24 protein-coding genes are annotated in these 24,672 nt (G+C 49.8%); 4 read left to right on the top strand and 20 right to left on the bottom strand.

What is annotated here, in order from left to right:
• Window positions 1–63 precede the first annotated feature (63 nt).
• On the bottom strand, window positions 64–1,728 hold the full coding sequence (locus QOR82_RS03530; protein WP_283583389.1) for a formate--tetrahydrofolate ligase: 1,665 nt from the start codon (window positions 1,726–1,728) through the stop codon (window positions 64–66).
• Window positions 1,729–1,848: 120 nt separating this feature from the next.
• A complete protein-coding gene (locus QOR82_RS03535; RefSeq protein WP_408612913.1) occupies window positions 1,849–2,895 on the bottom strand; it encodes an AI-2E family transporter in 1,047 nt (348 codons plus the stop codon).
• A gap of 114 nt (window positions 2,896–3,009) precedes the next feature.
• Between QOR82_RS03535 and QOR82_RS03540 the strand changes: the two genes are divergently transcribed.
• Window positions 3,010–4,185, top strand: a complete 1,176-nt coding sequence (locus QOR82_RS03540) for an SAM-dependent methyltransferase (protein ID WP_283583390.1) — start codon at window positions 3,010–3,012, stop codon at window positions 4,183–4,185.
• Between the two features lie 68 nt (window positions 4,186–4,253).
• Here QOR82_RS03540 and QOR82_RS03545 read toward each other — a convergent pair whose 3' ends face one another.
• The 18 genes from QOR82_RS03545 to QOR82_RS03630 all read right to left on the bottom strand — a co-directional run bounded on the left by QOR82_RS03545 (window position 4,254) and on the right by QOR82_RS03630 (window position 22,033).
• Complete coding sequence (locus QOR82_RS03545) at window positions 4,254–4,634, bottom strand: AzlD domain-containing protein (RefSeq protein ID WP_283583410.1); 381 nt, start codon at window positions 4,632–4,634, stop codon at window positions 4,254–4,256.
• 15 nt (window positions 4,635–4,649) lie between these two features.
• Window positions 4,650–5,525 carry an AzlC family ABC transporter permease gene (locus QOR82_RS03550; protein ID WP_283583411.1) on the bottom strand — a complete coding sequence of 292 codons (876 nt, stop codon included), beginning with the start codon at window positions 5,523–5,525 and terminating at the stop codon, window positions 4,650–4,652.
• A gap of 214 nt (window positions 5,526–5,739) precedes the next feature.
• Window positions 5,740–7,038 carry a D-alanyl-D-alanine carboxypeptidase family protein gene (locus QOR82_RS03555; RefSeq protein ID WP_283583391.1) on the bottom strand — a complete coding sequence of 433 codons (1,299 nt, stop codon included), beginning with the start codon at window positions 7,036–7,038 and terminating at the stop codon, window positions 5,740–5,742.
• Window positions 7,035–8,180: a sensor histidine kinase gene (locus tag QOR82_RS03560; RefSeq protein ID WP_283583392.1), complete on the bottom strand. Its 1,146-nt coding sequence runs from the start codon at window positions 8,178–8,180 to the stop codon at window positions 7,035–7,037. The genes QOR82_RS03555 and QOR82_RS03560 overlap by 4 nt, the downstream gene beginning before the upstream one ends.
• Before the next feature lie 139 nt (window positions 8,181–8,319).
• Window positions 8,320–9,009: a response regulator transcription factor gene (locus tag QOR82_RS03565; RefSeq protein WP_283583393.1), complete on the bottom strand. Its 690-nt coding sequence runs from the start codon at window positions 9,007–9,009 to the stop codon at window positions 8,320–8,322.
• A gap of 70 nt (window positions 9,010–9,079) precedes the next feature.
• The gene (locus QOR82_RS03570) at window positions 9,080–9,940 is read right to left on the bottom strand and encodes a hypothetical protein (protein WP_283583394.1); all 861 of its coding nucleotides are present in this window, start codon (window positions 9,938–9,940) and stop codon (window positions 9,080–9,082) included.
• 193 nt (window positions 9,941–10,133) lie between these two features.
• Complete coding sequence (gene guaB / locus QOR82_RS03575; RefSeq protein WP_283583395.1) at window positions 10,134–11,285, bottom strand: IMP dehydrogenase; 1,152 nt, start codon at window positions 11,283–11,285, stop codon at window positions 10,134–10,136.
• A 77-nt stretch (window positions 11,286–11,362) separates the two neighbouring features.
• The gene (locus QOR82_RS03580; RefSeq protein ID WP_283583396.1) at window positions 11,363–12,160 is read right to left on the bottom strand and encodes a DUF1129 domain-containing protein; all 798 of its coding nucleotides are present in this window, start codon (window positions 12,158–12,160) and stop codon (window positions 11,363–11,365) included.
• Window positions 12,161–12,189: 29 nt separating this feature from the next.
• Window positions 12,190–13,290 carry a redox-regulated ATPase YchF gene (gene ychF, locus QOR82_RS03585; RefSeq protein ID WP_283583397.1) on the bottom strand — a complete coding sequence of 367 codons (1,101 nt, stop codon included), beginning with the start codon at window positions 13,288–13,290 and terminating at the stop codon, window positions 12,190–12,192.
• A gap of 6 nt (window positions 13,291–13,296) precedes the next feature.
• Window positions 13,297–13,497: a DUF951 domain-containing protein gene (locus QOR82_RS03590; RefSeq protein ID WP_283583398.1), complete on the bottom strand. Its 201-nt coding sequence runs from the start codon at window positions 13,495–13,497 to the stop codon at window positions 13,297–13,299.
• 12 nt (window positions 13,498–13,509) lie between these two features.
• Entirely contained in the window at window positions 13,510–14,397 is an 888-nt protein-coding gene (locus QOR82_RS03595) for a ParB/RepB/Spo0J family partition protein (protein ID WP_283583399.1), read from the bottom strand.
• Window positions 14,384–15,154, bottom strand: coding sequence for a ParA family protein (locus QOR82_RS03600; RefSeq protein WP_283583400.1), 771 nt, complete (start codon window positions 15,152–15,154; stop codon window positions 14,384–14,386). The genes QOR82_RS03595 and QOR82_RS03600 overlap by 14 nt, the downstream gene beginning before the upstream one ends.
• 4 nt (window positions 15,155–15,158) lie before the next feature.
• Complete coding sequence (gene noc / locus QOR82_RS03605; protein ID WP_283583401.1) at window positions 15,159–16,085, bottom strand: nucleoid occlusion protein; 927 nt, start codon at window positions 16,083–16,085, stop codon at window positions 15,159–15,161.
• A 19-nt stretch (window positions 16,086–16,104) separates the two neighbouring features.
• Window positions 16,105–16,830 (bottom strand): 16S rRNA (guanine(527)-N(7))-methyltransferase RsmG, encoded by a 726-nt coding sequence (gene rsmG / locus QOR82_RS03610; RefSeq protein ID WP_283583402.1) that lies wholly within the window; start codon window positions 16,828–16,830, stop codon window positions 16,105–16,107.
• Window positions 16,831–16,992: 162 nt separating this feature from the next.
• Window positions 16,993–17,775 carry a helix-turn-helix transcriptional regulator gene (locus QOR82_RS03615; RefSeq protein ID WP_283583403.1) on the bottom strand — a complete coding sequence of 261 codons (783 nt, stop codon included), beginning with the start codon at window positions 17,773–17,775 and terminating at the stop codon, window positions 16,993–16,995.
• 433 nt (window positions 17,776–18,208) lie between these two features.
• Window positions 18,209–19,126 carry a ribonucleoside hydrolase RihC gene (gene rihC / locus QOR82_RS03620; RefSeq protein ID WP_283583404.1) on the bottom strand — a complete coding sequence of 306 codons (918 nt, stop codon included), beginning with the start codon at window positions 19,124–19,126 and terminating at the stop codon, window positions 18,209–18,211.
• A gap of 96 nt (window positions 19,127–19,222) precedes the next feature.
• On the bottom strand, window positions 19,223–20,428 hold the full coding sequence (locus QOR82_RS03625; RefSeq protein WP_283583405.1) for a NupC/NupG family nucleoside CNT transporter: 1,206 nt from the start codon (window positions 20,426–20,428) through the stop codon (window positions 19,223–19,225).
• 243 nt (window positions 20,429–20,671) lie between these two features.
• The gene (locus QOR82_RS03630; RefSeq protein WP_283583406.1) at window positions 20,672–22,033 is read right to left on the bottom strand and encodes an amino acid permease; all 1,362 of its coding nucleotides are present in this window, start codon (window positions 22,031–22,033) and stop codon (window positions 20,672–20,674) included.
• A 560-nt stretch (window positions 22,034–22,593) separates the two neighbouring features.
• Here QOR82_RS03630 and tyrS point away from each other — a divergent pair.
• From tyrS to QOR82_RS03645, 3 genes are all read left to right on the top strand, one after another.
• Complete coding sequence (tyrS, locus tag QOR82_RS03635) at window positions 22,594–23,850, top strand: tyrosine--tRNA ligase (protein WP_283583407.1); 1,257 nt, start codon at window positions 22,594–22,596, stop codon at window positions 23,848–23,850.
• A 226-nt stretch (window positions 23,851–24,076) separates the two neighbouring features.
• On the top strand, window positions 24,077–24,508 hold the full coding sequence (gene tnpA / locus QOR82_RS03640) for an IS200/IS605 family transposase (RefSeq protein ID WP_283583412.1): 432 nt from the start codon (window positions 24,077–24,079) through the stop codon (window positions 24,506–24,508).
• Between the two features lie 2 nt (window positions 24,509–24,510).
• A partial coding sequence (locus QOR82_RS03645; protein ID WP_283583413.1) for a helix-turn-helix domain-containing protein occupies window positions 24,511–24,672 on the top strand: 162 nt, incomplete at its 3' end.

Below are 24,672 nucleotides of genomic sequence, written 5' to 3' on the forward strand. Positions count from 1 at the left end.
AAACAAAACGGTTGCCCTTATGGACAACCGTTTTATTAATATGCAAGATTGAGGTTGGCAGTCTTAGAACAGACCCCGAATCGTCTTCCCATCATCGCTGATGCTCATGTCGACAGCGGCCGGGTGCTTGGCCAAGCCCGGCATGGTCATCATGGATCCAGAGAGAGCCACGATGAAGCCGGCCCCCATCTTCGGAACCAGCTCCCGAACATGGAAGTCAAAGTCCGTTGGTGCTCCCAGGACATGCTGGTCATCGGAGAAGCTGTACTGGGTCTTGGCAATGCAGACCGGCAAAGCCCCCCAGCCAAGGTCCTGGTAACGTTTCATCTGCCGCTGGGCCTTCTTGGAGAAGACGACCCGCTTGGCGCCGTAGTACTTAGTGGCAATCGTCGTGATCTTGTCAGCAATCGATGCCTGGTAATCGTAAAGCGGCTTGAATTCGTGATGCTGGTCCGCCAACTTGACGACTTCCTTCGCCAAGTCCTGACAGCCTTCGCCACCCTTGGCCCAGGCGTCAACCAAAGAAACCTTCACGCCGAGCTTTTGGCAAGTCTCTTCGACGGTCCTAATCTCCGCCTCTGAATCGGAGACAAAGTGGTTGATGGCAACAACCAGTGGCAAACCGTATCCCTGGATGTTCTTGATGTGACGTTCCAGGTTGGCTAAGCCCGCCTTCAATGCCGGGACGTTTTCTTCGGTCAGATCCTTACGTGCCACCCCGCCATTGTACTTAAGGGAACGAATCGTGGCGACGAGCACAACCGCATCCGGTTCCTGCCCCAAGACGCGTCGCTTGATGTCCAGGAATTTTTCGGCTCCGAGATCAGCACCGAAGCCGGCTTCCGTAACCGCGTAGTCAGACAGCTGCAGGGCCGTTTTCGTTGCCAGAACGGAGTTGCAACCATGGGCAATGTTGGCAAATGGTCCCCCGTGAATGATCGTCGGGGTATGATCAAGGGTTTGGACCAGGTTAGGCTTGATCGCGTCCTTTAACAGGATGGCAATAGCGTCGGTAAAGCCGAGTTCCTCAACCGTCACCGGCTTCTTGGCGTAGCTGTAACCCACAACGATCCGGCCGATCCGCTTCTTCAGATCGGCAAAATCTGCTGCCAGACACAGAATCGCCATCAGTTCGGAAGCAGCGGTAATGTCAAAGCCAGTCTGCCGGGTGATTCCCTGTGTGCGGCCGCCCAAGCCGGTCACCACATTACGCAGCACCCGGTCATTGACGTCTTCAACCCGCCGCCAAATAATCCGTTCCGGATCTAGCTGCAAATCATTGTCCCGCATGACGTAGTTATCAATCAGAGCGGCCAAAGTGTTGTTGGCACTGGTCAGAGCGTGCAGGTCACCAGTGAAGTGCAGGTTGATATCCTCCATCGGGACTACTTGGGAGTAGCCGCCACCAGCAGCACCACCCTTGATCCCAAAGACCGGTCCCATCGACGGTTCCCGCATTGCGATGGTCGTCTGGTGGCCGAGTTGGTTCATCCCGTCAGCAAGACCGATCATCACGGTCGACTTACCTTCGCCCGCCGGCGTCGGGTTCATCGCCGTCACGAGGACGAGCTTATGCTTCTTGGCTGGCGCCTCCTTGATTGGCAAATCAATCTTGGCTTTATACTTGCCATATTGTTCAATTTCATCAGCTTTAAGACCGAGTTTGGCAGCAACCTGCTCAATTGGAAGCATCTTGGCAGCATCGGCGATTTCAATATCAGTAGGCATCAGATTCATCCTTTCATAAAACACGAACGATTAAATTGATTTGTTGTCTATATCAGCTTATAACAAGAACTTACTAATAAGATATAGCTAATATTGCCGAATGTAAAGGCAGATTCCGAACTAATTTGCCTTTTTCGGTGTCTTTTTTGGGGATTCTTTCTTGACCTGGTCCCGCTGAACACCGAACACGTCTAAGAAGAAGGTAAAAATCGGCACCCCAACGATCAAGCCCCAGCCACCAAAGAAATGTTCACTGAAAACTAAGATGACAAAGGTGTAGAAAATCGGCAGCTCGGTCCGGCTCGACATGAACTTCGGATTCAGTACATAGGATTCCAGCATATGGATGCAGGTGATCATGATCAGAATATAAATTACATCCCGCCAACCGCCGACGGTAAAGGCCACCATCGACAGAGGAAAGAGCGAAATAATCACTCCAGCCACCGGAATCAGACTCAGGACGAAGACCATGATGCTCAGAGCAAAGATTTGCGGCATCTTCATAAAAATCAAACAGATCGTCGTGATCGCCGTATTGCAAAGAGCGATAAAGAACTGGGCTTCGATAACTACCCCAAAGGTATTGACAAAAATCTTACCAAAGTAGTGAACATCCTTGAACAGCCATGCCAGCTTGCTCTTCAAAAAGAGCCGCGAAAAACTATTCATCTGTTCCAACTCGATGGTGTAGAAAAAGCTGAGGATCAGCGACATAAAGAACGTCACTGTCAAGGCCCCAACATTGGTTAGCGTCGTCACGAGAATTCCCATCCAATGGCGGGTTTGACTAACGATGGTCGCGTTGCTGACGTAGTGATGGACGTATTTGATGATCGTCCCTCCGTTGTGCTGATAATATTTCACCATACTGTTGACAATTTTAGTAATCTGATTCACCAAAACGGGCAGATACCTGGTAATCGTTAAGTAGACCAAAATGATCAGCACCACATAAGTCAACAGGACGATGATCCATGACGGAACTTTCGTAAAGCAGCGTTGGATCAGCCGCACCCACTTGACGATCAAAAAAGTAAAGATAAAAGTAAAGAGGATCAAGTTCATCATCGGCCGCACCCAGTACAAAATGGCAATAATCCCCACTAACACTAACATGCGCCGGACAAAGTCGTTTCCCTTGATCTTCTCCCAAACGTTTGTCACAAGATCACTCCTCCGTATAAATTCCTTCAATATTATACACCGCGTCCCTTGTGACCAAGGCCAAACACGGGTGTATAATAACTACTATTACGAGTAGCAAAGGAGAATTTATCGATGCTCGAAAAAACGTTTTTGAAGTCCATTCTGAAGCACTCCTTTAACATTCCCGTACGAGTTGTTTTCTGGGATGGCAGTAGCGTAGACTATGGCAAAGGTGATCCGGAAGTTACCATTCGCTTCAATGAGAAGATTGCGATTCGCGATATCACCAAGAATGCTTCAATCGCCCTCGGTGAAGCATACATGGACAAACGGATTGAAGTCGACGGCAGTCTTCAAAAGCTGATCACTTCAGCCTACGAAAATGCTGGTGGCTTTATGCGCAACTCGAAGCTGCGCCGCATCCTGCCCAAGCAGGGTCACTCCGAAAAGGAAAGTGAAGAAGATATCCAAAGCCACTATGACGTCGGCAACGACTTCTACAAGCTGTGGCTAGACGATACTCTGACCTATTCGTGTGCCTACTTCAAAGATGGCAACCATTCTGACCTGACCCAGGCCCAGAAGGACAAGGTTGATCACATTTTGAAGAAATTGAACCCCCAGCCAGGACAAACACTCCTGGACATCGGCTGCGGTTGGGGTACTTTGATGCTAACGGCTGCTAAAAAGTACGACATGAAAGTCACCGGGGTAACGCTCAGTGAGGAGCAGTACCAATTCGTTCAGGACCGGATTAAGAACGAAGGTTTGTCCGATGTAGCTGAGGTCAAGCTGGTCGACTACCGGGAGCTCGGTGATCGGCAGTGGGATTACATCACTTCTGTCGGGATGTTTGAACACGTCGGCAAAGAAAACCTGGGTCTCTACTTCAAAGATGTCAGCCGTTACCTGAAGGATGACGGAATCGCCTTAATTCACGGGATCACCCGTCAACAGGGTGGCGCTACCAACGGCTGGATCAACAAGTATATCTTCCCTGGCGGCTACGTCCCTGGCTTGGCTGAAATCATCGGCCGAATCACCGAAAACAACCTGCAGATCTGCGATGTTGAAATGCTCCGGCGGCACTACCAACGGACCCTCGAAATCTGGGATAGCAACTTCAACAATAATCGTGACGAAATCACCGACATGATGGGTGAACGCTTCACCCGAATGTGGGATCTCTACCTGCAAGCCTGCGCCGGTTCCTTTGAATCTGGTAATATCGACGTTGTCCAGTACCTGCTGACCAAGGGTCCTTCAGGCCGGCACCTGCCAATGACGCGGGACTACATGGTCAAATAAAGAATTATCGTATACAGCAAAAGCGATCTGCCAACTACTGACAGATCGCTTTTTGTGTCTCATTAATTTTACAAGACCAGCGAGATCAGAAATACCATAACCAGACCGGTAATCACGGAAATCGACATCGACCGGGTAATATAGGCCGCAATGACGACGAAAACGGCCGCAATGATTTGGGCAACGTGACCTAGGGGAACGAAGTGGTAGCCCTCAGTCGTGATAAAGATCCCTTTAACCACCAGCGAGGTAAAGAGGCTCACCGGCACGTACTTCATCCACTCGTTGAACCATTCCGGAATCTTGCGCTTCGTAAAGATCCGCATCGGGAAGTAACGGGGAATAAAGGCCGCAATCCCGCCAAGAATGATGAGAAGCAAGTGATAGCTGATTCCCTTGTCATTGGTTACGGCAGTCAGCAACGGCAAAGTAGTTAAGAATTGTGACATCATCGTACCTCCCCGTTACTTCTGCGACTGATGCGAACCCGGCTGACTCGCTGTGCTTGTTGGTGCCGGTCTGCTAACTTTCTTCGCTTTGACCACCAGACGTTCGCCGGTCGATACGTCTTCGCCTGGAACGTCCTTTTGTTCGGCCGCGAATTCCTTCTTTGCTTCACTGTCTTCGACGGTGTCGCGCGTCTTTTCGGGGCGGATCATCCGTCCCAAAATCCAAGTATGATTCGGGTGCTTGGAATGCTTGCGCACCTGGTTTTCAACCAGAAAGCCGACGAACGATGCCAGCAGGGTAGCCACCACAATCCCAATCGTACTCTTCAGCATGGTCAGGAAAATGACTGACAAGACCGCTGACAAAAGACAGATAATGAAGGTCAGGTGATTGCGGACCTGCATGACAATCATGTACAAAAAGAGGGCCGTTAAGGCAAAGTCCACGATTTCCAAGTTGATCGACAGGGCACTGCCGATCAAAGCCCCAACCATGTTCGACACAGCCCAAAAAAGCAGGGAGTAATGTTCTACTAAAAGCGCCTGCTTCGGTTGCCACTTTTTATCCGTCGCAAATTTTAAATAGTTGATTGCGTAGTTTTCATCATTCATCGAAACAGCAAACAACAGGATAAAATGTTGGTTTTCCCGGCTCAAGTACTTTGACAAACTGGACCCCAGCAAAGCGTAACGCAATTCCAGGAAAAACAGCATCGTCAAAATGGAGAGTAATGGTGCATTAATGGTTAGCATGGAAGCAATCAGGAACTGAGCCCCACCGGAAAAAACTACCACTGATACGAGGAATGCCAGCACAAAGTTAAATCCGGCTGCATGAAGCAGGATCCCACACGCTAATCCAATCGGGATGTAGCTCAAACATAGCGGCATCGCGATGCCGAGTACGTATAACCATTCCGGTTCTTGCCTTGCTCTTTCTTTCGCTTCTTTACCCAATCAAGGTACCTCCATGGATCACGAAATTAGTGACAATTTGTTGAACGATTTTCTGTTAATTAGTCTACCACATTTACGAAATGGACGATACCACCCATCTAGCAGCAAATTCGGCTGAATGTCCTTTTTTAAGCCGCCAGTAGAACGATTAGTGCCGGTGGATTGCCCGCCAAGTCCGGACGAACCAGTTAGCTCGAGCCACACTCGTCTGCGCGGCAACCGGTACCTTGACTGAAGAAGAGCCGTCCAAGCACTCAAAACCACTCATACTGTAATTGACGGTTCCGACCGTTTCGCCCTTCTTTACCGGCGCGATCAGCCCGCCGTGTTTTGTACTCCGACTAGCTTTTAAGTCCAATGAGGTCGTCCACTGACTAATCTGTTGGCTGTTCTTCATCCAAATAGTTGTCGGCTTGGCAACGGCCAGGTTGGTCGCTGTTTGGTTCTTGCCATCCGGCACTACGACGGAGGCAACGCTGGTTGGCAAAGTCGAAACCTTAGTTAAAATGACCGGCTTGTAGTTGGTGAAGACGTTCTTATAGAGGTTAGCAGTCTGCGTAAAGCGAGCATCCCCGCCGCCATTAGCGTGCATCACGACGGTAATCAACTGGTGACCACCATAGTTGCCGGTGCTGACGAAACACGCTCCGGCCTTGTCGGAAGTCCCGGTCTTAAGGCCGTTGATTTTAACACTCTTGGGTGCTTGGGACTGGCCCGGCAGCATCTTGTTGAAAGTCTTCATCTGGGTCGTCTTTTGCTTGGTGGTCGGGAATTTTTCACTGGTGATCTTCGTGATCTTGAGCACTGACGGGTACTTGCTGATCAACCCGGCAGCCACCTTGGCCACATCCTTGGCGGACATCTCGTTTTCCAGCGACTTCTTCTGTCCCTTTAGACCGATAGTGCCGATCTGGCCGTTGGTTAATCCGCAGGCATTGTAGATCTTCGCATCCCGAACACCCATCTGGCGGGCCGTCTTCTGCATCTTGTTATTAAACTGAGCGGTCGTTTCACCCCGTGCTTGAGCAAGTGCCAGGGCCGCGCCGTTAGCCGACTGGATTAAGGCGGCGTCAGTGAGCTGCTTGACCGTGTACTTATGACCCGCAGCGAGGGGGACGTTGCTGAAGTCCTTCTTCTGCGACAGCTTGGCAATCGGCTGCGTCACTTTGACCTTGGTCGACCACTTCAGCTTACCGTCGTGAATCTCCTGTTCAATCACCGCTACCGTCAGCAACTTGCTCATCGAAGCAATTGCCCGCCGCTGGTTGGCGTTCTTTTGATAAATAATCTGGCCCGTTGACCGGTCAACCGCAATCGCGGCCTTGGCGTCAACCTGGGTGTCGGTGCTAGCGGCATTGGCCGACACCGACCCCGCAAAGCTAAAGCCAGCCGCCACCATTACCACCGTCGTGATGACAGTGAAAAATTTCTGCAAACCTTTTCTCATGCTTTCTCCTCCGTTGTTGTCTTTTGTTGGACTGGCAAATTGACGATAAAACTCGTTTCGTCGTCATTAGACTGCGCTGAAACTTCCCCATGATGCAAGTCCACGATGCTTTTGACAATGGCAAGGCCAAGCCCCGTCCCACCAGTCTTTTGTGAGCGTGAGCGTTCTACCCGGTAAAAGCGCTCAAAGAGGTGGGACACAGATTCAGGTGGAATCTGCTCCCCGTCATTAGCCACTTTGATTTGGACCATTGAACCGTGCTCGTGGGCTCGCAGGTGAATATAACTGGCGCCGTTACCATATTTCAACGCATTGGCTACCAGGTTGCTGAAGACCCGGCCGAGTTTCTCGGGATCGGCCTCAATTTTCAACGGCGATGGTACAACCCGTACGTTCAGCTCAATTCCTCGTTTGCAGGCTTCCAATTCAAAGCTCGCCGCCACTTGTTCAAGCAGTTGGCCGAGGTCAACCTGCATCATCGAAACCGGTGCCCCGCTTTGTTGAACCTTGGTGTATTCAAAGAGGTCTTCAACCAAGTTCTTCATCTGTTTTGCTTTTTCATAAGCCGTGTGAGTGTACTTGAGGATATCCTCCTCACTGCGGTACTGACGATCTTCGACCAACCCCAGGTAGCCAATGATGGATGTCAACGGAGTCCGCAGGTCGTGGCTGACATTCGTGATCAGCTCGTCCTTGGATTTTTCCATCTGTCGCTCATCATTCATCGAACGCACCGTGCTGTCCACCAGGGCATTCACGCTAACAATCACGTGCTGGGCATCACCGCGCAGCTTAAAAGGGATTCGGTGGTCCAGATGGCCGTTGGCAATGTAGTGCAGCTCGTTAATAATGTGGTGCATCTGATATTGCCGGTAACGGCGCACTAACCGCCAGGCGAGAACAATCAGATCAAGGACCACTAGGACCCCGATAACCCAGCCCTGGTAACTCCAAATCCGGATGTGGGTCGGGCTAAATACCAATGACTTCTTAATAATGTAGATACCGACAGCCACACCGGGGTTGGAACGGACAACATCCTGCAAGATGGTAATCACCGCCAAATCCAGCATCGCCAGTAAAATAATCGTAATAACCGCTTCAAAGAACAACGAGGTCTTTTCGCGGGTTGTCAGTTTCACAGTACTGCCTCCCTTCCCACAATCTTATTTATTTTAACATTCAAGTCCTGACCAGAAAAGCCAGGCTGCCAAATAAGAAAAAGGGCTGGAATCGTCATTAAACCCCAACCCTTCATCTCAATGTTATTCTCATTTATCCCTAATGAGCCTCGACTTTGTAGCCGACACCCCAAACGGTTTCAATCACCTTTTCACCACCGGTTGCGGCTTCGATCTTGTCGCGCAAGTGACTGACGTGTACCATGACCGTTTTAGCTGATACGACAGATTCCTGCTGCCAAACCCGCTCGAAAATGTCATCAGCACTAAACACGCGATTTGGGTGACTGGCCAGCAGGTAAAGGATCCCAAACTCCAGGGCCGTCAGCTGAATCGTGTTGCCGCTGATCGTTTTTACCTCGTGAGAATCCTTGTTAATCGTCAATGGACCGACTTCAAGAACGTCCGGCTGATCATTTGTCACGTCACCTTTGCTGCGCCGCAACAGTGACTTGACCCGCGCCATCACCTCAAGTGGGTTAAAAGGCTTGGTGACATAGTCATCAGCACCGGTGACCAACCCCTGAATCTTATCCATATCGGTAGTTTTCGCCGACAAAACCAGGATCGGGATCCCTGAATCTTTACGGACCTGCTTGATGACAGCCATCCCGTCCATTTCGGGCATCATAATGTCCAAAATGATCAGTGCAATATCAGGATTCGTGTTAAGTTTGGTCATCGCTTCTTTGCCATTATAAGCGGCGACTGGCTCGTAGCCCTCATTGCGAACATAAATTTCCAGCAATTGCACAATTTCTTTATCATCATCGACAATTAGTATCTTCACGCTTGAACCCCCTTAACCTGGAATTAGAAAGAAGGCCAGGCGCCAATGCCCGGCCCAATTGAATTCATCATTAGTAACCCGGACCAACCGGACCACCATTTTGCTGTGGCGCTTGCTGAGCCGGCCGACTCGGCGTGTAGCTACCGCCACCACCGCCAGTTGAACGGGCAGGCCGGTAAGTGCTGGTCGAGCCGCCACCGCCACCCGAAGTGCCGGTATTGGATGAACGGCTGCCGCCATTGTTGCTACCACCGTTATTGTTGTTACTGTTGTTACTGTTGTTATTATTGTTTGAACTGCTCTTGCTGCTGGATGACGAAGCGCTGCTGGACGAGCTGCTGGAGCTGTTGCTACTCGAGGATGAACTGCTAGAGCTAGACTCTGAACTAGCGTTGTGGACCCGCAAGTGGTAAGTCTTCTTGTCACCATTCTTAGCAATGCAGATGATATCATATTCGCCGGCATCACCAAAGGTGTACTTAGCCGTCCGCTCATGGTTAACCCGCTTGAAGACCCGGTATTCACTGCCATACTTGTGACCCACGATCCGAACCTTGTATCCCGCTGGAATAATAAAGCGCACCTTAGCCTCGCCATTGTCGTTCAGACGAACTCGCTTCGGCGACCAAGTGACCCGATCGCTTTCGGTCGTGCTTGCCACCGGAGAAGATGATGACGAGCTGGACGAACTGGATGAGCTGGCAACTTGGTCAGAGTGATTTTGACTCTGGAACGCATACGGGTTTACAAAACTATAAACCAAACCAGCCAAACTACCCACGAACACAATAATTAGAACCCAGTTTGAAAGGACGCCCAATCTCCCTGGATTCGCATTCCGGCCGCGCCGAATCCGTCCCATCTGGAACAAAAGTTTTAGGATAAAGATTACTGCTGAAGCAACCAGCAATATCCACAAAATGGTTTTCACTGTTATTTCCTCCACCGTTGTTTGCATCAATTATTACTAGTTTAGCATTGATAAACCATCCTGAACAACTCAAATCAAGCCCCAGATAGAAATATTAGCATCTTTTCCCGGGAAATATTGACCATAAGAAAAGCTCCCGTTCGTCAGTCAAAACTGAGGAACGGGAGCTTTGTATTTTGATCTCAAGGTCCAACTAGAATTCGCGCTTGTAGTTTGGTGCCTTCTTCGTAATTTGAACGTCGTGTGGGTGAGATTCACGCAAGCCGGCGTTGGTAATTTGGACAAATTGCGCTTTGTCAATCAAAGTTGGAATGTCTGGAGCCCCAACGTAGCCCATACCGGAACGTAGGCCACCAATCATCTGGAAGATTACATCGGCAACGTCACCCTTGTATTCTTCACGGCCTTCGATCCCTTCTGGAACCAGCTTGTTGGCTTCATTGACCCCGCCTTGGAAGTAACGGTCAGAGGAGCCATGTGACTGGGCCATAGCTGCCACAGAACCCATCCCCCGGTACATCTTGTACTTCTTGCCATTTTCTTCAAACAATTCGCCAGGAGCTTCGGTCGTCCCGGACAACATTTCACCCATCATGACGGCGTTACCACCAGCGGCCAGGGCTTTGACAATGTCACCTGAGTACTTGATCCCGCCATCGGCAATGATCGTCTTGCCGTATTCGCGAGCCACGGAAGCAGCATCGTAAACAGCAGTGATTTGAGGAACCCCTACACCAGCGACAACCCGGGTCGTGCAAATCGAACCAGGGCCAATGCCAACCTTCACGATGTCAACACCAGCATCGTAGAGAGCCTTAGTCCCTTCCGCCGTAGCAACGTTCCCAGCAATCAGCGTTACGTCTGGGAAGTGGTCACGAATTTCAGCGATCTTGCGCAGTACCCCAGCGGAGTGACCGTGAGCCGTATCAATAACGATCGCGTCAGCCCCTGCCTTCAGTAAAGCTTCGGCCCGTTCAAACGTGTCACTGGTAACCCCGACAGCCGCTGCAACCAGCAACCGCTTCTTATCGTCAACGGCAGCCTTTCCAAATGATGCTGGCAGTTCGACGCCCTTTACCGTAGAAACTTCGCCAGCTTGAGCCTGGATGGACATGTTCTTGTGAATAACACCCATCCCGCCTTGCAGGGCCATTGCGATTGCCATTGAGCTTTCCGTGACGGTGTCCATTCCGGCACTGATAAACGGCACGTTCAGCTTGATATTCGGTGCCAGGGTGGTACTTAAATCAACCTGGTTTGGCAGTACGTGGCTTTCGGCTGGAATCAGTAAAACATCATCAAAAGTTAAACCTTTTTTGGCAAACTTTGTATCCCAATTCGACATGTTTGAAGACACTCCCTTATTTAGATTAGCTACTACCTTACTATTAATACTGGCAGTGGTCAATATCCTTGGAGAATTTACTTGCGGCTTTGGCGCCTATTCGGCTGACGCGTACTAAAGGCACTGCCAACGATGTGGTATTTACGCCGGTAGTAGATGTCACCAAGGATGGCAACGACCCCGATGACCAATTCGATCCAGCTGTTTAAGACTGGGTTGATGACGTTTGGCAACAGGTTGACCAGCAGGTAAGCCAGTAGCCAGATCACGAAGGCGGCAATCGTTAACCCAATTCGCATTCCAACAGGACGCTTCTTCCAGCGGCCGGTAGTTTCGTCCTTAACTGGTTCCATCAACTTGGTGATGTAGCCAAAGGTCAACCCGCCGACAACCGAGATAATGACAATTGCCGTAATTCCGGCGGCCCCATTGACTTTCAGCTTGCCAATCGAGTTGTTCGGCAGCAGACCCATGATCCCGTACATGATCGTAAAGATTGCCAGCAGCATGATCGTGTTATCCAGGGCTAATTGCGGGAAAGAAGAAGTCTTCAGTTCATCTGGCTTTTTATTAGTGTCCGGGTGAATCAGCTGATGGGCATAGTGGGTTGGCGTTCCGTACATTGCCCGTGCCGTCTTGCCGCTCTTCTGGCCTTCCTGGAGGGACTTCACCGTTTCCTGAATCATTCCCGGAATTTTATCAGCTTTGGCTCCTTGTTCTTTCAGTTGCTTTTGCAGCTGGTAGATAAAGTCCTCGTTCTTCCGGGTCAGCTGATAGTTAGAAATTTCACTGGCAGCGGCCTGGTTGGCCTCTTTGATTTTTCGTGCCTGACGCTGCTTGGCATCAGCATTTTTCTTTTGCAGATCCTCGCTCATTATCGAATTCTCCTCTCTAGTTTTGACCATTAAACATTGAAGCGGAATTCAACAATGTCGCCGTCCTGCATGACGTAATCTTTGCCTTCCAGGTGGAGCTTGCCAGCATCCTTGACAGCTTGCATGGAGCCCAGCTGATCCAGGTCATCATACTTCATAATTTGGGCTGCGATGAAGCCCCGTTCGAAGTCAGAGTGGATAATCCCGGCCGCTTGCGGTGCCTTGGTGCCACGCTTAAAAGTCCAGGCACGGGTTTCGGGACCACCAGCAGTGAAGAAGGTTTCCAGACCCAGCAGCTTGTAAGCTGCCCGGATCAACCGATTCAAGCCAGGTTCCTTCACACCTTCCATTTCTAGGAAGTCGGCCTTGTCAGCATCGTCCATCTCGGCAATTTGCTCTTCGGCCGCCGCGGCAACACCGATGACTTCTGCCCCTTCATCCTTGACATGGTCGCGAATCTGGTCGATGTACTTGGCATGGTCAGGATCTGCCATTTCGTCTTCAGCGATGTTGGCCACGTAAAGGACCGGCTTAGTAGTCAACAAGAAGAGGCCCTTAACGATCGGCTTTTCGTCGTCACTGAAGTCGATCGTCCGCGCCGACTTACCAGCTTCCAGGACCGGCTTGATCTTTTCCAGCACGGCCAGTTCAGCGAGGGCTTCCTTGGAACGTCCCTTCGCTGCCCGCTTGACCTTGCCGAGGCGGTTGTTGACCGCATCTAGGTCTGCCATAATCAGTTCCAGGTTGATCGTATCAATATCATCGACCGGATCAACCTTCCCGGTCACACTGGTGATGTCATCGTCGTCAAAGGCCCGGACCACGTGCACGATGGCGTCAGTTTGCCGAATGTTTTCCAGGAACTTGTTGCCAAGACCTTCACCCTTGCTGGCCCCCTTGACGATCCCAGCAATATCGGTGAATTCAAAGGTTGTGTGGACGATCTTCTTGGCCGGAATCAGTTCTTGAATCCGGTCCAGACGCTTATCTGGCACCTCAACCATCCCGACATTCGGGTCGATCGTTGCGAATGGGTAGTTGGCCATTTCAGCCCCTGCCTTCGTAATTGCGTTAAACAGCGTTGATTTACCGACGTTCGGCAAACCGACAATCCCTGCAGTTAAAGCCATTGTTAATTAATCCTCCTCATTGTCAGCCCGTTCTAGGACTTTCTTCATACGTTTATCAAAGTTGTGGCGTGTCATCATAACGATGTGCCCGCAGCCGGTACACTGGATTTTAATGTCCGCCCCGACCCGGATGATCTGCCAGCGATTTGTCCCGCACGGGTGCGGTTTCTTCATCATCACGATATCGTTTAGTTTGTAATCAGCCATTTGGCACCCCCGTTAATCATCATATTTAATGCCCAGCAATTCTAAGACCCGCGTCAAGTCCGCATTACTGGTGTAAGGAATCTCAATTTTACCACGCCCCCGTTTTCGTGACGGGGCGACAGTGACCTTGGTACCAAAGCGGTTCTGGAGTTGGTTTTCGGCATCTCGCAAAAAGACCGACTTCTGCGGCGAATGACGCTTATGCACTTCCTTATTGGCACTGTTCTGGCGATTGACGATGTTTTCCAGCTGACGCACCGTTAAGTTGTCGGCCACCACCTGTTTAGCAATTTTCGCAAGCTGGCGCTCATCTTTTAAGCCTAGCAAGGTCCGGGCCTGGCCCATCGACAGCTGCCGGTTATCGACCATTTTTTTGACCTCTTCCGGCAAACTCAGCAGACGCAAATAATTGGCGATATAAGGCCGGCTCTTGCCCAGCCGTTTAGCCACCTGGGCCTGGGTCAAATTGAGTTTATCCATCAAAGTGGCGTAAGCCTGGGCTTCTTCCAGCGGCGTCAAGTCTTCCCGTTGCAAGTTTTCCAGGACGGCCACTTCCATCATCTGCTCATCGCTCATCTGCCGAATAATTGCCGGGATCGTCGCCTTACCGGCAATCTTTGAAGCCCGGAAACGGCGTTCCCCCGCAATCAGCTCATAGCGGGACAGCTGCGGATTTGGCTGCCGGAGGATCACCGGTTGGAAGACCCCTGACTTTTTAATCGAGCTCGCAAGCTCATTCAGGGCTTTCTGGTCAAAGTCGCGCCGTGGTTGGTAGGGATTGGGACGGATCTTGGCTAGCTCAATTTCCTGGACCGTTTCATCGTTGGAATCAGTTACGTCATTTTCCGCGAAGAGCGCTTCAATCCCGCGCCCCAACCCTGTTTTCTCATTCTTTGCCATGAGCAGCCAACACTTCCTTTGCTAGTTGACGGTAAACCTGGGCGCCAGTCGAATGCCGGTCGTAATCGACAATCGCTTCGCCATGACTAGGTGCTTCGGACAAGCGCACGTTGCGGGGCACGATCGTGTGATAAACCTGAGAGCCGAAGTATTTCTGAACTTCCGCATTGACTTGCTTCCCCAGCTTAGTGCGCCGGTCGTACATCGTCAGCAGGACACCTTCGATCTTCAACCCCTTATTAAAGTGCTTACGGACCAGCTGAATCGTGTTCATCAACTGGCTCAGCCCTTCCAGGGCGTAGTATTCACTCTGAACTGGGATCAAAATCGAATTTGCTGCTGTAAAGGCATTGATCGTAAGCAAGCCGAGTGACGGCGGGCAATCGATCAAAATGAAATCATAGTGGTCGCTCACATCCCCGAAAGCATCCTTCAGCCGTGTTTCCCGGGCCATCAGCGAGGTCAACTCCACTTCCGCCCCCGAAAGAGCAATCGTGGTCGGAACGATGTCTAACCCCGGATGGCTACTCTTGGTAATGACGTCCTTGAGCGGAACGTCATTAATCAAAACATCGTAAACGTTTTGGCCAATTTGGCGTTTATCGATCCCGAGGCCACTCGTCGCGTTGCCCTGCGGATCCAGATCGATGAGCAAAACCCGCTGGTGCAGGTCGGCGAGACAAGCCCCCAGGTTAATGCTAGTCGTCGTTTTTCCGACACCGCCTTTTTGGTTGGCCAGTGCAATCACATTTGCCATTGGGCTACTCCTCCTTTTTCGGAATCGTAATAATGAACTTGTAGGAATCGGCGTCGTTTTGCTCAGTTGCTTCAATCTTGACACCGCTTTGGTTGACCATGCGGATCGACTGACGAATGGTGTTCAGAGCGATCTGCGGATCAGTGGTCTTGTTGGTCTTCTTCGTCCGCCGGCGCCGCGACCGTTTTTTCGCTTTGGTCTTACCAGCACCGTTTTCCCCTGAGCTCTTCTTCACTGAAGTCGGGGCGTCAGCTGGGCTTTCATCCGGGGCAGGCACCGTCGTCTTACCTAATAAGACGTCAACGTATTCTTCCGTCTGCCGGACTGTCCAGCCTTCGTTGACGATGTCCATCAGCACATCGCGCTGTTGCTCCTCGTTCAGCCCCAGCAAAGCTCGCCCGTGGCGTTCGGAAATCCGGTGATCCAAAATTGCGTTTTGCACCGGCGGGATCAGCTTGAGGAGCCGCATTTTGTTGGCAATGGTTGATTGGCTCTTGCCCATCCCCTTAGCAAGATCCTTCTGGGTCAATCCATTCATCTTCATCAGCCGCTGATAAGCTTGGGCTTCTTCAACAGGACTCAAATCGGCCCGCTGAAGGTTTTCGACAAGCGCAAGGGAAGCACTCTCCTTGTCGCTCATCTTTTCCACGATGGCTGGGGCCTTCTCCCATTTCAGTAGTTTCATTGCCCGGAAACGCCGTTCGCCCGCGATGATCTCGTACTTGCTCGGTTCGTATTCCCGTAGCACAATTGGCTGGAGCAGGCCGTGCTCATCGATAGTTTGGGCTAATTCTTGGATTTCTTCTGGATTAAAGACCTTCCGCGGTTGGTAACGATTTGGCTCGATCTGATCAAGGGATACCGAAACCACTTGATTTTGTACATTCTTATCTCCGTGGTGCCTATTAAAACCAAACAAAGAAAATGCCATTCAAGATCCTCCCTTTTCTCTAGGCAAGCGGCTTCTTGGCCGGGATGCCCGGGCGCCGCGGATATTTACCTAGCGTCTTGTCTACTTTCTTTACAACAATGATCTGGCGCGGCTCTCTTTCGATTGGCAGTGCCAGCTTAGCCACTTGCTGGACCTGGCCACCGAGCTGTTTAATCGCACCCTGAGCTGCGGCCAACTCATCCTCGCCCGCTGATCCTTTGTAGGCAAGGAAAAGGCCGCCCACTTTCACCGCCGGCAAACAGAGCTCGCTGAGAACGCTCATCCGGGCTACCGCACGGGCGGTTACCAGGTCAAACGATTCGCGAGCAGCGCTTTTCTTGCCGGCAAAAGTCTCTGCCCGCTCATGCACCAGCTCCACGCCGGACAAACCAAGCTGATCCACCAGTTCACTCAGAAAATTGATCCGTTTTTGGAGTGAATCAACGATCGTCACCCTTAACTGGGGAAAGGCAATCTTTAATGGTAAGGAAGGGAAACCGGCACCAGCACCGACATCGCAAATTCTTAGCGGGCTCGTCTGTAACTGGGGTACAACCAAGGCTCCCGTCAACGAATCATAAAAATGTTTGAGGTAGACCGCCGATTGCTCAGTAATCGCGGTCAGATTAACATGCTGGTTAACTGTCACCAATTGCCGATAATACAAAGCAAACTGTTGCAATTGCTCGGCATTTAAATCAATTTGGTGTTTCAGTAAGGTATTCCGAAATTCATCCGGATTCATTCATTATCGCCCCTCTATGTGAAACATTATGATTGTTTCACGTCAGTTCTACTTTACCCTAAACGGCACTTGAATTCAACATTAGCGGGCCGATCAATCGACTAATAGGAAAAGGCTCCTAAGGTTGATAGAGCCGACCTTAGGAGCCTTGGTGAGAATTCATTATGATTGCTGCTTACAAGCCTGGGATAATTTGTAAAGCCGGGAAATTAGGGCACTGTGATTGTTCACTTTGAGTTTTGCATGCATATTTTCAATGTGTTTGTTGACAGTGTATTTGCTAATATCTAACTCCCGCGCAATACCTTCGTTCGTCAATCCCCGCAAGAGCAGTGCTGCCACTTCCCATTCCCGGGGCGTCAAAACGTTCTTCACCGGTTGGGATGAATCGGTAGCCGATAAATTGCCGGTCACGTTGATATAAAAATTTCGAAAGAGGTTATTGATGTGTTTAAAGACAATATCAGCGGTCTCCATCTCATCATCAGTGTACTTCTGGCCATGAATGCGGCTGATAGCATAGATGGTCATCAATGTCCCTGAATCATCCCAGAGGCCGAAGCCCATCGACCATTTAATTCCCCGCAGTTCGGTCGCTTTGGCGAGGCCGTCCAGATGCATCTTTCGCAAATCTTCCGGGCCAATCATCATCCGTTGGCGTCCTGATAGCTTTTGGTAGACGATGTTACCCGCTTCTTGAATCGATTTGACGTCGCCCAGGCCAGTCCACACATAGTGGTCACTTAATTTATTGCCGACGCGGGCTCCTTCACCCCACTCGTCAATCCATTTAATTTTACCGTCAGGATGCAAAAAAATAACCATTCCCGTATCAAAGTTGAGCAGGCGAATCAAATTGTTAAGTACGAAGCGCGCTAATTGTTCGGGATCGGCAATTGCACCGCAATTGAGTACAAACCGATCGATCCTTTCATAATCTATCATTATAAGCATCCCTCTTTAAATAGTATCCTAGGCTACTACACACCAAGCTGTTATTGTAGAAAAATAGCTACCTATCAATGAATATTATATGCTATTTGTAGTACTTATCGTTCGCTTAAAATAGTAGTCAAAATCATTTGAATAGTACTTCTTACTAACTGTGTAAAGTAGACGCTCCCAAGAGCCCTAACTCTAAGCCCTCGTTTTTAGCAATGAGTACGTCAGTAGTTACCCACTGTACTTAGTTAATAATAACACATACTCAATTATCTGGCCCGAAATATCCGGACAGCCACCAGCAAAATCACCCCATCAGCGACCAATTAATTTCAAAAAGCGGAATTTTACCACTGATTGCCCTTCATCGTTCGCCGCTAATTAAAAAGGCTTGGCCGCCGCAGCTAGCCAAGCCCCCTGATTTTATAGTTTTGCTTTACATCTTAATCTTGCTAACCTCATCTAAGAACCACTTATTGAAGTAATCAGCATCAATGTCGACGCAAACCTTTGCGTTTGTCTTGCCATCATGGTAAGCACCACGAATGTCGCCGACCAGCGCACCGATGGCCGGGCCATCAGTTTGGACATCCACCCACATGTCCTTCGTCTTAATCGCTTCAGGATGCAGGAGGTAGAAGATCGTGTTGACATCGTGCATCGGCCGGCCGGTGTTACTGCCGTCATTGTAATGAGTGATCAGCCCGTGCAGCATCTTCCCAGCTTCGTTCATCTGACCCAGCTTTTCAATTGTTTCAGCCGTCAGCAATGCCTTCAGCGTGATGTCCAGGCCAACGGTAACGATCGGAATACCGGAATTGTACATGATCTTGGCAGCATCCGGGTCGGTAAAGACGTTGAACTCGGCAGTACTAGTCATGTTACCGCCGGAAAGGGAGCCGCCCATCGCAACAATTTGCTTAATGTGAGACTTCACTTCAGGATATTCACTGAAGAGCAGGGCGATGTTAGTGTAGGAACCAGTTGGCACCAGGGTGATCTGGTCTTCAGCCATGATCGCATCGTGAAGTGCTTCGACGGCCGACTTATCAATAGCGTGGCCGTAATCGTTGCCAAAGTCGTAACCAGGCATCCCCGATTCGCCGTGAATGCGGGCCGCATCTTCGAATGGTTTGATCAGCGGCTGTTCAGCCCCGGCAGCTACCGGGATCTGGCCGCTCTTTCCAAAGAAGTGGACGATCTTTAGGGCATTAATCGTCGTCTTGTCGACGGTTACGTTCCCGGCCACAGTCGTCACCAGTTTCAGATCGATCTGCGGATCATTGATTGCCATCGTCAAAGCAGCAGCATCATCGATCCCCGGGTCAGTGTCCATAATAATTTTAGTTGCCACAGTAATTCCTCCTCAATTATGTAATCGCTTTAAATTACTTGTGTAGAAAAAGGGGCTTAGTGGGCAAGAATGCCGCTTCGCCCCTCAAATTAACTTTTACCAAACAAAGAGTCCAACAAAGGCAGCTGACAGCAGCGATACCAGGATCCCTGACAGCAGCAGGTAGCCAACGTTTTGGGAAATGTAGTCGTTGTGTTCTTTACCAACCAAGCCCTTGAAGGCACCGATGATCATCCCTAAGGTCCCGAAGTTGGCGAAGGAAGTGACGAAAGTCGTCAGAACAGCAACCAAGTGCGGGCTCATTGAGGCAATCTTGCCAGTAACGGAACCCATGACAACGAATTCGTTAGTAACCAGCTTCATCCCCATTTGCTGTGACAGGAACCATGCTTGGTGAACAGGCAGCCCCAACAGCCATGAGAATGGGAACATTACGACACCCAAGATGCTTTCCAGCGACAGTGGCTTCCAGAACAGACCAAGGATCTTGTCGATCAGGGCAGCCAAAGCAACGAAGGCGATGACGTTGGCAATGATGATCAAGATCAGCCGACCGGCACCCAGAATCGAGTCACCCAGGAAGGAGAAGAATGGTTCCTTCTTGCCGCTGTCACCTTGGTTACCAACCTTTTCAATCGTGTCGTCTTCTGGTGCAACCGTTACCGGGTTCAACAAACTAGTAGCGATCAGCGAGTTGACAATGTTAATCGGCACCGCCGTCAAAATGAAACGGGCAGGCATCATTTGAATATAAGAACCAAGAATCGAAGCCGTCACACAAGACATTGACATCATGGCCAAGGTCAAGTCACGTTCCTTCGACATCTTCCGTAATTGCATCCCAGAAACAGCCAGAACTTCAGTGTTGCCTAAGAACATCATTTCAACAGCAAAGAATGATTCGAACTTCGGCTGACCAGTAATGAAGGAAAGTCCACGGCCGATCCACTTGATAATCCACGGCAGTAAGCCAATGTAAGTCAAAATGTCGAATAGTGGAACAATCATCAGAATTGGCATCAGTGCGGAACAGATGAAGTTCAGATTCTTCGGATCGTACCACTTGCCAAGGGCGAACACCGTCCCCTTAGCGGAAACATCAACAATCCAAACGAAACCGTCAGCAGCGGCCTTAACACCAGCCCGGCCAGCTGCCGATGAGGTCAAGAACCACGCAAGCAAGAGGTTCAGAACAATCATAATCCCAATGGCTTTCCAATGAATGTGCTTGCGGTCCTTAGAAAAGAGGACCCCGATTGCCAGAAAGACAACCAGACCAATGATATTGATTAAAAGATACATGATCTTAACACCTTTCTATAAATGCTGTTCCTTTGGCAAGATAAATTGAAGAATAATTGCATCATACCTCTGTGAACTTAATAAAATTTACAATTTAAATATACCGCGTCAACACTGCTTTGTAAAACCTTTTACAAGAATTCTCTCCCTTAAATACCAAGTGAAAGCCGACCGTTGCTGATTCCATACCAATTTAAAAAAAGTCCAGCCAAGCCTTGCGGGGCTTTACTGGACTCAACCAATTTATTTTGCTCGTGATTTTTTCAACAACGGGTAAGCAATGAACAGAACGATGAACCAGATAACTGAGATAATCAAGGACGTCCGCGTCGACGCGTCAAACAAGAGCACGATGAGGACGGCGCAGAAAAAGATTAAGGTCAGCCAGCTGGTCAGCGGGTAACCAGGCATCTTAAAGGCAGCCAGGCCCGCAGGATTTTGACGCCGGTATTGGATGTGGCACCAGAGGATGATCAGCCAGACAAAGACGAAGTTGATCGTTGACACCCCGGAGACAATATTGAAGATTCCAGCCGGCATGATGTAGTTCAAAATCACGATGATAAAGAGGATCGCTGAAGAGAACTGCAGGGCTGCGTTCGGAACCGCCTTATTGCTCAGCTTGGTGAACCGTTGCGGGGCGTTCCCACCTGCCGCCAACGAATAGAGCGACCGGCTCGTACTGAAGATGGAACTATTGGTTGCTGATAAGGCGGCGGTCAAGACAACGAAGTTCAAAATGCCGGCAGCTCCGGTAATACCAATCGCCTTGAAGACCTGAACAAAAGGACTGGACGACGTGACGATCTGATTCCACGGGTAAACCGACATAATCGCGATCATTGAACCGATGTAAAACAGTCCGATTCGTACAGGAAGAGCATTGATGGCCTTTGGAATATCACGTTGTGGATTCTTGGTTTCCCCCGCGGTTAAACCGACCATTTCAATGCCGACGAAGGCAAAGACAACCATCTGGAAGGACATCAAAAAGCCGAAGGGACCGGTCGGAAAAAAGCCGCCGTGACTGACTAAGTTGGCAAAGCTGGCGTAGTTGCCGCCCGCAACGTGTGTGTGAAGCAGCACCATAGCCAAACCGATAACGATCAAAGCCAGGATAGCTAGCACTTTGATCATTGAAAAGGCACTTTCGAATTCCCCAAAAAGCCCGACGTTAATCATATTAATCAGCATCAGCAGAACAATGATCACCAGCGGCCCGATCCACTGGGGTAAGTTCGGGAACCAGTAACGGAGGTAAATCCCCGTCGCGGTCAAGTCGGCCATCGCCAAGCTCAACCAGCATGACCAGTATGTCCAACCGGTAATGAACTCCATCCGGTCACCCAAATACTGCTTAACGAAGTCGATAAACGAATGCTTGCTGGTGTCGGACATGATCAGTTCACCGAGTGCCCGCATCATAAAGAAACAAAAAATCCCGACAATTAAATAGGACAGGATAATGGATGGTCCGGCCTTGCGAATCGCACTGCCGGATCCCAGAAACAGTCCGGTCCCGATCGCACCACCGATGGCGATCATCGTAATGTGCCTGCTCTTCAGCGAGCGCGATAGTTTCTGTTGTTGTTCTTGATCTGCCATGTAGAGACCTCCTTTGATTAAAACAAAAAACGCCCCTGGTTCAACATACCAGGGACGTTCTTTCAACGCGGTTCCACCCATCTTCGCGGCCATTGTGACCGCCTCGTCGGTTGATACTGGAACCACCCATTCCACAACTGCCATTTGGGATTTGGCTGCCTTTCACCAATGTCAGCCTCGCTGCTCAATCCCTTAAGATTGTTATTTATTATACCTTGTTTTGTCTTATTGTCAAACGTTAGATAGCGTTTTCTTCATAAAAGTTCGTCTTTGGGAACAATTAACCGCCCTAGTTGACAAAGAGGCGGCGGGGTGACAAAATAATGCCAGATTAATAATTGGTGTGACGAAGGGCCCCTAGTAGGCACGTGTTCCCCGTTCTCAGAGAGTTGGCCGGCTGGAAACCAACACAGAGCACGTTGCTGAATTACTCCCTTCTTGTTCGTCACATACAAGACAGAGGTACGTTTAACGTACGAAGCTGGGTGGTACCACGAGTTTTCGTCCCAGGGTTGAGCAATCAGCCCCGGGATTTTTTAGTCACTGAGGAGGAAATAAAAATGGACATTATCGAAGATTTAAAATGGCGCGGCGCAATTAACCAGACGACCGACCAAGAAGGCCTGGAAAAACTGGTCCAGGATAAGCACATCGGTCTTTACTGCGGGGTTGACCCGACGGGTGACAGTCTCCACATCGGTCACTTAATCCCCTTCATGCTGCTCAAACGCTTCCAGCTGGCGGGCCACCATCCGGTCATCGTCATCGGTGGAGGAACTGGGGCTATCGGTGATCCTTCCGGCAAGAAATCCGAACGGGTATTGCAGACGATGGACCAGGTCAAGCATAACGAACAGTGCTTAACGGAACAGATGACTAAATTGTTCGGAACTGACAACTTCACAATCGTCAACAACCGCGACTGGTTAGGCCAGATCAGCCTGCTCGACTTCCTGCGCGATTATGGCAAGCTCTTTAATGTCAACACCATGATCCACAAGGAAATCGTGGCGAGCCGGCTGGAAGTAGGGATCTCCTTCACTGAATTTACCTACCAGATTCTCCAGTCAATTGACTTCCTCCACCTCTATCAAAAAGAAAACGTGCAATTGCAGGTCGGCGGGGCCGATCAATGGGGCAACATTACCGACGGGATCGATCTGATTCACAAGGTCGAAGGTTCTAAGGCCCAGGCTTACGGCTTGACCATCCCGCTGATGCTGAAGGCTGACGGAACCAAGTTCGGGAAGACTGCCGGCGGCGCCGTTTGGCTCGACCCGAAGAAGACCTCTCCGTACGAGTTCTACCAATTCTGGATCAACCAGGATGACCGTGACGTCGTCAAATACTTGAAGTACTTTACCTTCCTGAGCCACGACGAAATCGCGGCTCTGGCAGAGAAGGTCAAGAAGGAACCATGGAAGCGGGAAGCCCAACGCCGCCTAGCCGAAGAAGTTACCAAATTCGTCCACGGCGAAAAAGGGCTCAAGGAAGCCCAACGCATCACCAAGAGCCTCTTCTCCGGTGATATCGCTGATCTTAGCGCCGACGAAATTGAACAAGGGATGAAGAACATGCCGTCCGCCAACGTCAGCGCCGAGAAGAAGAACATCGTCCTCTGGTTAGTGGATGACACTAAGTTCGAACCTTCCCGTCGGCAAGCACGGCAGGACATCACAAACGGCGCGATCCGCATCAACGGCGAAAAAGTCACCGACGTCGATGCCGAGATCGACCCAGCGAGTCACTTCGACGGCAAGTTTGTCGTTGTCCGTAAAGGAAAGAAGCACTACTTCTTAGCTCGCGTCACTAAGTAACCAATTTTTCTTAAACAGTAAAACCGCTAGTGCCGGCTTGGCATTAGCGGTTTTTTGGGTACTTAGTCCGTGGAGAGAGTTAACTTATCATTAATGTGCTCAACGTTGATTGCTACGCTTTTTTGAATTTGGGCAAGGAAACACGTTCTTTTAGGGGCGCGATGAATTGCCCTACTTTTTGGCCGTATGTCATATGGATGACCTATAATGTGATATGATTGTGGGTATGAAAGACATAAACAGACTTACATATGGGAGGACATCAGTCTACAATCTGAATTACCATATCATTTGGGGAACTAAATACCGTAACAAGGTTCTAAAAGGTCATATTGAGGAGGTATTTAAACGTTTAGTAAATGAAATTGCTAAACAATATGGCTTTAAGATTGCTCATTTGGAAATCGGTAAAGATGATCATGTTCACCTATTAGTCAGCGCACCACCCAAACTATCAGTTACTAATATTGTTCGTTGGCTTAAAGGAATTACGGCATATCAGTTATTCCGCCAATGTCCAGAACTAAAAAACAGCTATTGGAAACGACAAGGACGACACTTGTGGTCGCCTAATTACTACGTAGAAAGCATTGGTGCCGTTAATGAGCAAGCTGTTGCTAAGTATATTGACGATCAGCGTAAAAAGGAGGTGAAATGAGAATGGTCAAGATTAATAAGGGGATTAAATTACGGCTATATCCAACAAAAAAGCAAACTGACCAGTTATGGCAAATGTTTGGTAATGACCGCAAGGTTTGGAATTTAATGCTGGGTATGGCTCAAGCGCGCTATCAAAATAACCCCAGCAGTTCTTTCGTGAAT

It is taken from the genome of Limosilactobacillus difficilis (assembly GCF_947387495.1).
GTDB lineage: Bacteria > Bacillota > Bacilli > Lactobacillales > Lactobacillaceae > Limosilactobacillus > Limosilactobacillus difficilis.

Coding starts and splice junctions, on each gene's coding strand:
- QOR82_RS03600 (WP_283583400.1), bottom strand. CDS start 15,154: ATGGCAAATGTGATTGCACTGGCCAACCAAAAAGGCGGTGTCGGAAAA.
- QOR82_RS03550 (WP_283583411.1), bottom strand. CDS start 5,525: ATGCCGCTATGTTTGAGCTACATCCCGATTGGATTAGCGTGTGGGATC.
- QOR82_RS03625 (WP_283583405.1), bottom strand. CDS start 20,428: ATGTATCTTTTAATCAATATCATTGGTCTGGTTGTCTTTCTGGCAATC.
- QOR82_RS03615 (WP_283583403.1), bottom strand. CDS start 17,775: ATGATAGATTATGAAAGGATCGATCGGTTTGTACTCAATTGCGGTGCA.
- QOR82_RS03580 (WP_283583396.1), bottom strand. CDS start 12,160: ATGAGCGAGGATCTGCAAAAGAAAAATGCTGATGCCAAGCAGCGTCAG.
- rsmG (WP_283583402.1), bottom strand. CDS start 16,830: ATGAATCCGGATGAATTTCGGAATACCTTACTGAAACACCAAATTGAT.
- tyrS (WP_283583407.1), top strand. CDS start 22,594: ATGGACATTATCGAAGATTTAAAATGGCGCGGCGCAATTAACCAGACG.
- QOR82_RS03590 (WP_283583398.1), bottom strand. CDS start 13,497: ATGGCTGATTACAAACTAAACGATATCGTGATGATGAAGAAACCGCAC.
- QOR82_RS03555 (WP_283583391.1), bottom strand. CDS start 7,038: ATGAGAAAAGGTTTGCAGAAATTTTTCACTGTCATCACGACGGTGGTA.
- QOR82_RS03630 (WP_283583406.1), bottom strand. CDS start 22,033: ATGGCAGATCAAGAACAACAACAGAAACTATCGCGCTCGCTGAAGAGC.
- ychF (WP_283583397.1), bottom strand. CDS start 13,290: ATGGCTTTAACTGCAGGGATTGTCGGTTTGCCGAACGTCGGTAAATCA.
- guaB (WP_283583395.1), bottom strand. CDS start 11,285: ATGTCGAATTGGGATACAAAGTTTGCCAAAAAAGGTTTAACTTTTGAT.
- QOR82_RS03540 (WP_283583390.1), top strand. CDS start 3,010: ATGCTCGAAAAAACGTTTTTGAAGTCCATTCTGAAGCACTCCTTTAAC.
- noc (WP_283583401.1), bottom strand. CDS start 16,085: ATGGCATTTTCTTTGTTTGGTTTTAATAGGCACCACGGAGATAAGAAT.
- QOR82_RS03545 (WP_283583410.1), bottom strand. CDS start 4,634: ATGTCACAATTCTTAACTACTTTGCCGTTGCTGACTGCCGTAACCAAT.
- tnpA (WP_283583412.1), top strand. CDS start 24,077: ATGAAAGACATAAACAGACTTACATATGGGAGGACATCAGTCTACAAT.
- QOR82_RS03530 (WP_283583389.1), bottom strand. CDS start 1,728: ATGCCTACTGATATTGAAATCGCCGATGCTGCCAAGATGCTTCCAATT.
- QOR82_RS03595 (WP_283583399.1), bottom strand. CDS start 14,397: ATGGCAAAGAATGAGAAAACAGGGTTGGGGCGCGGGATTGAAGCGCTC.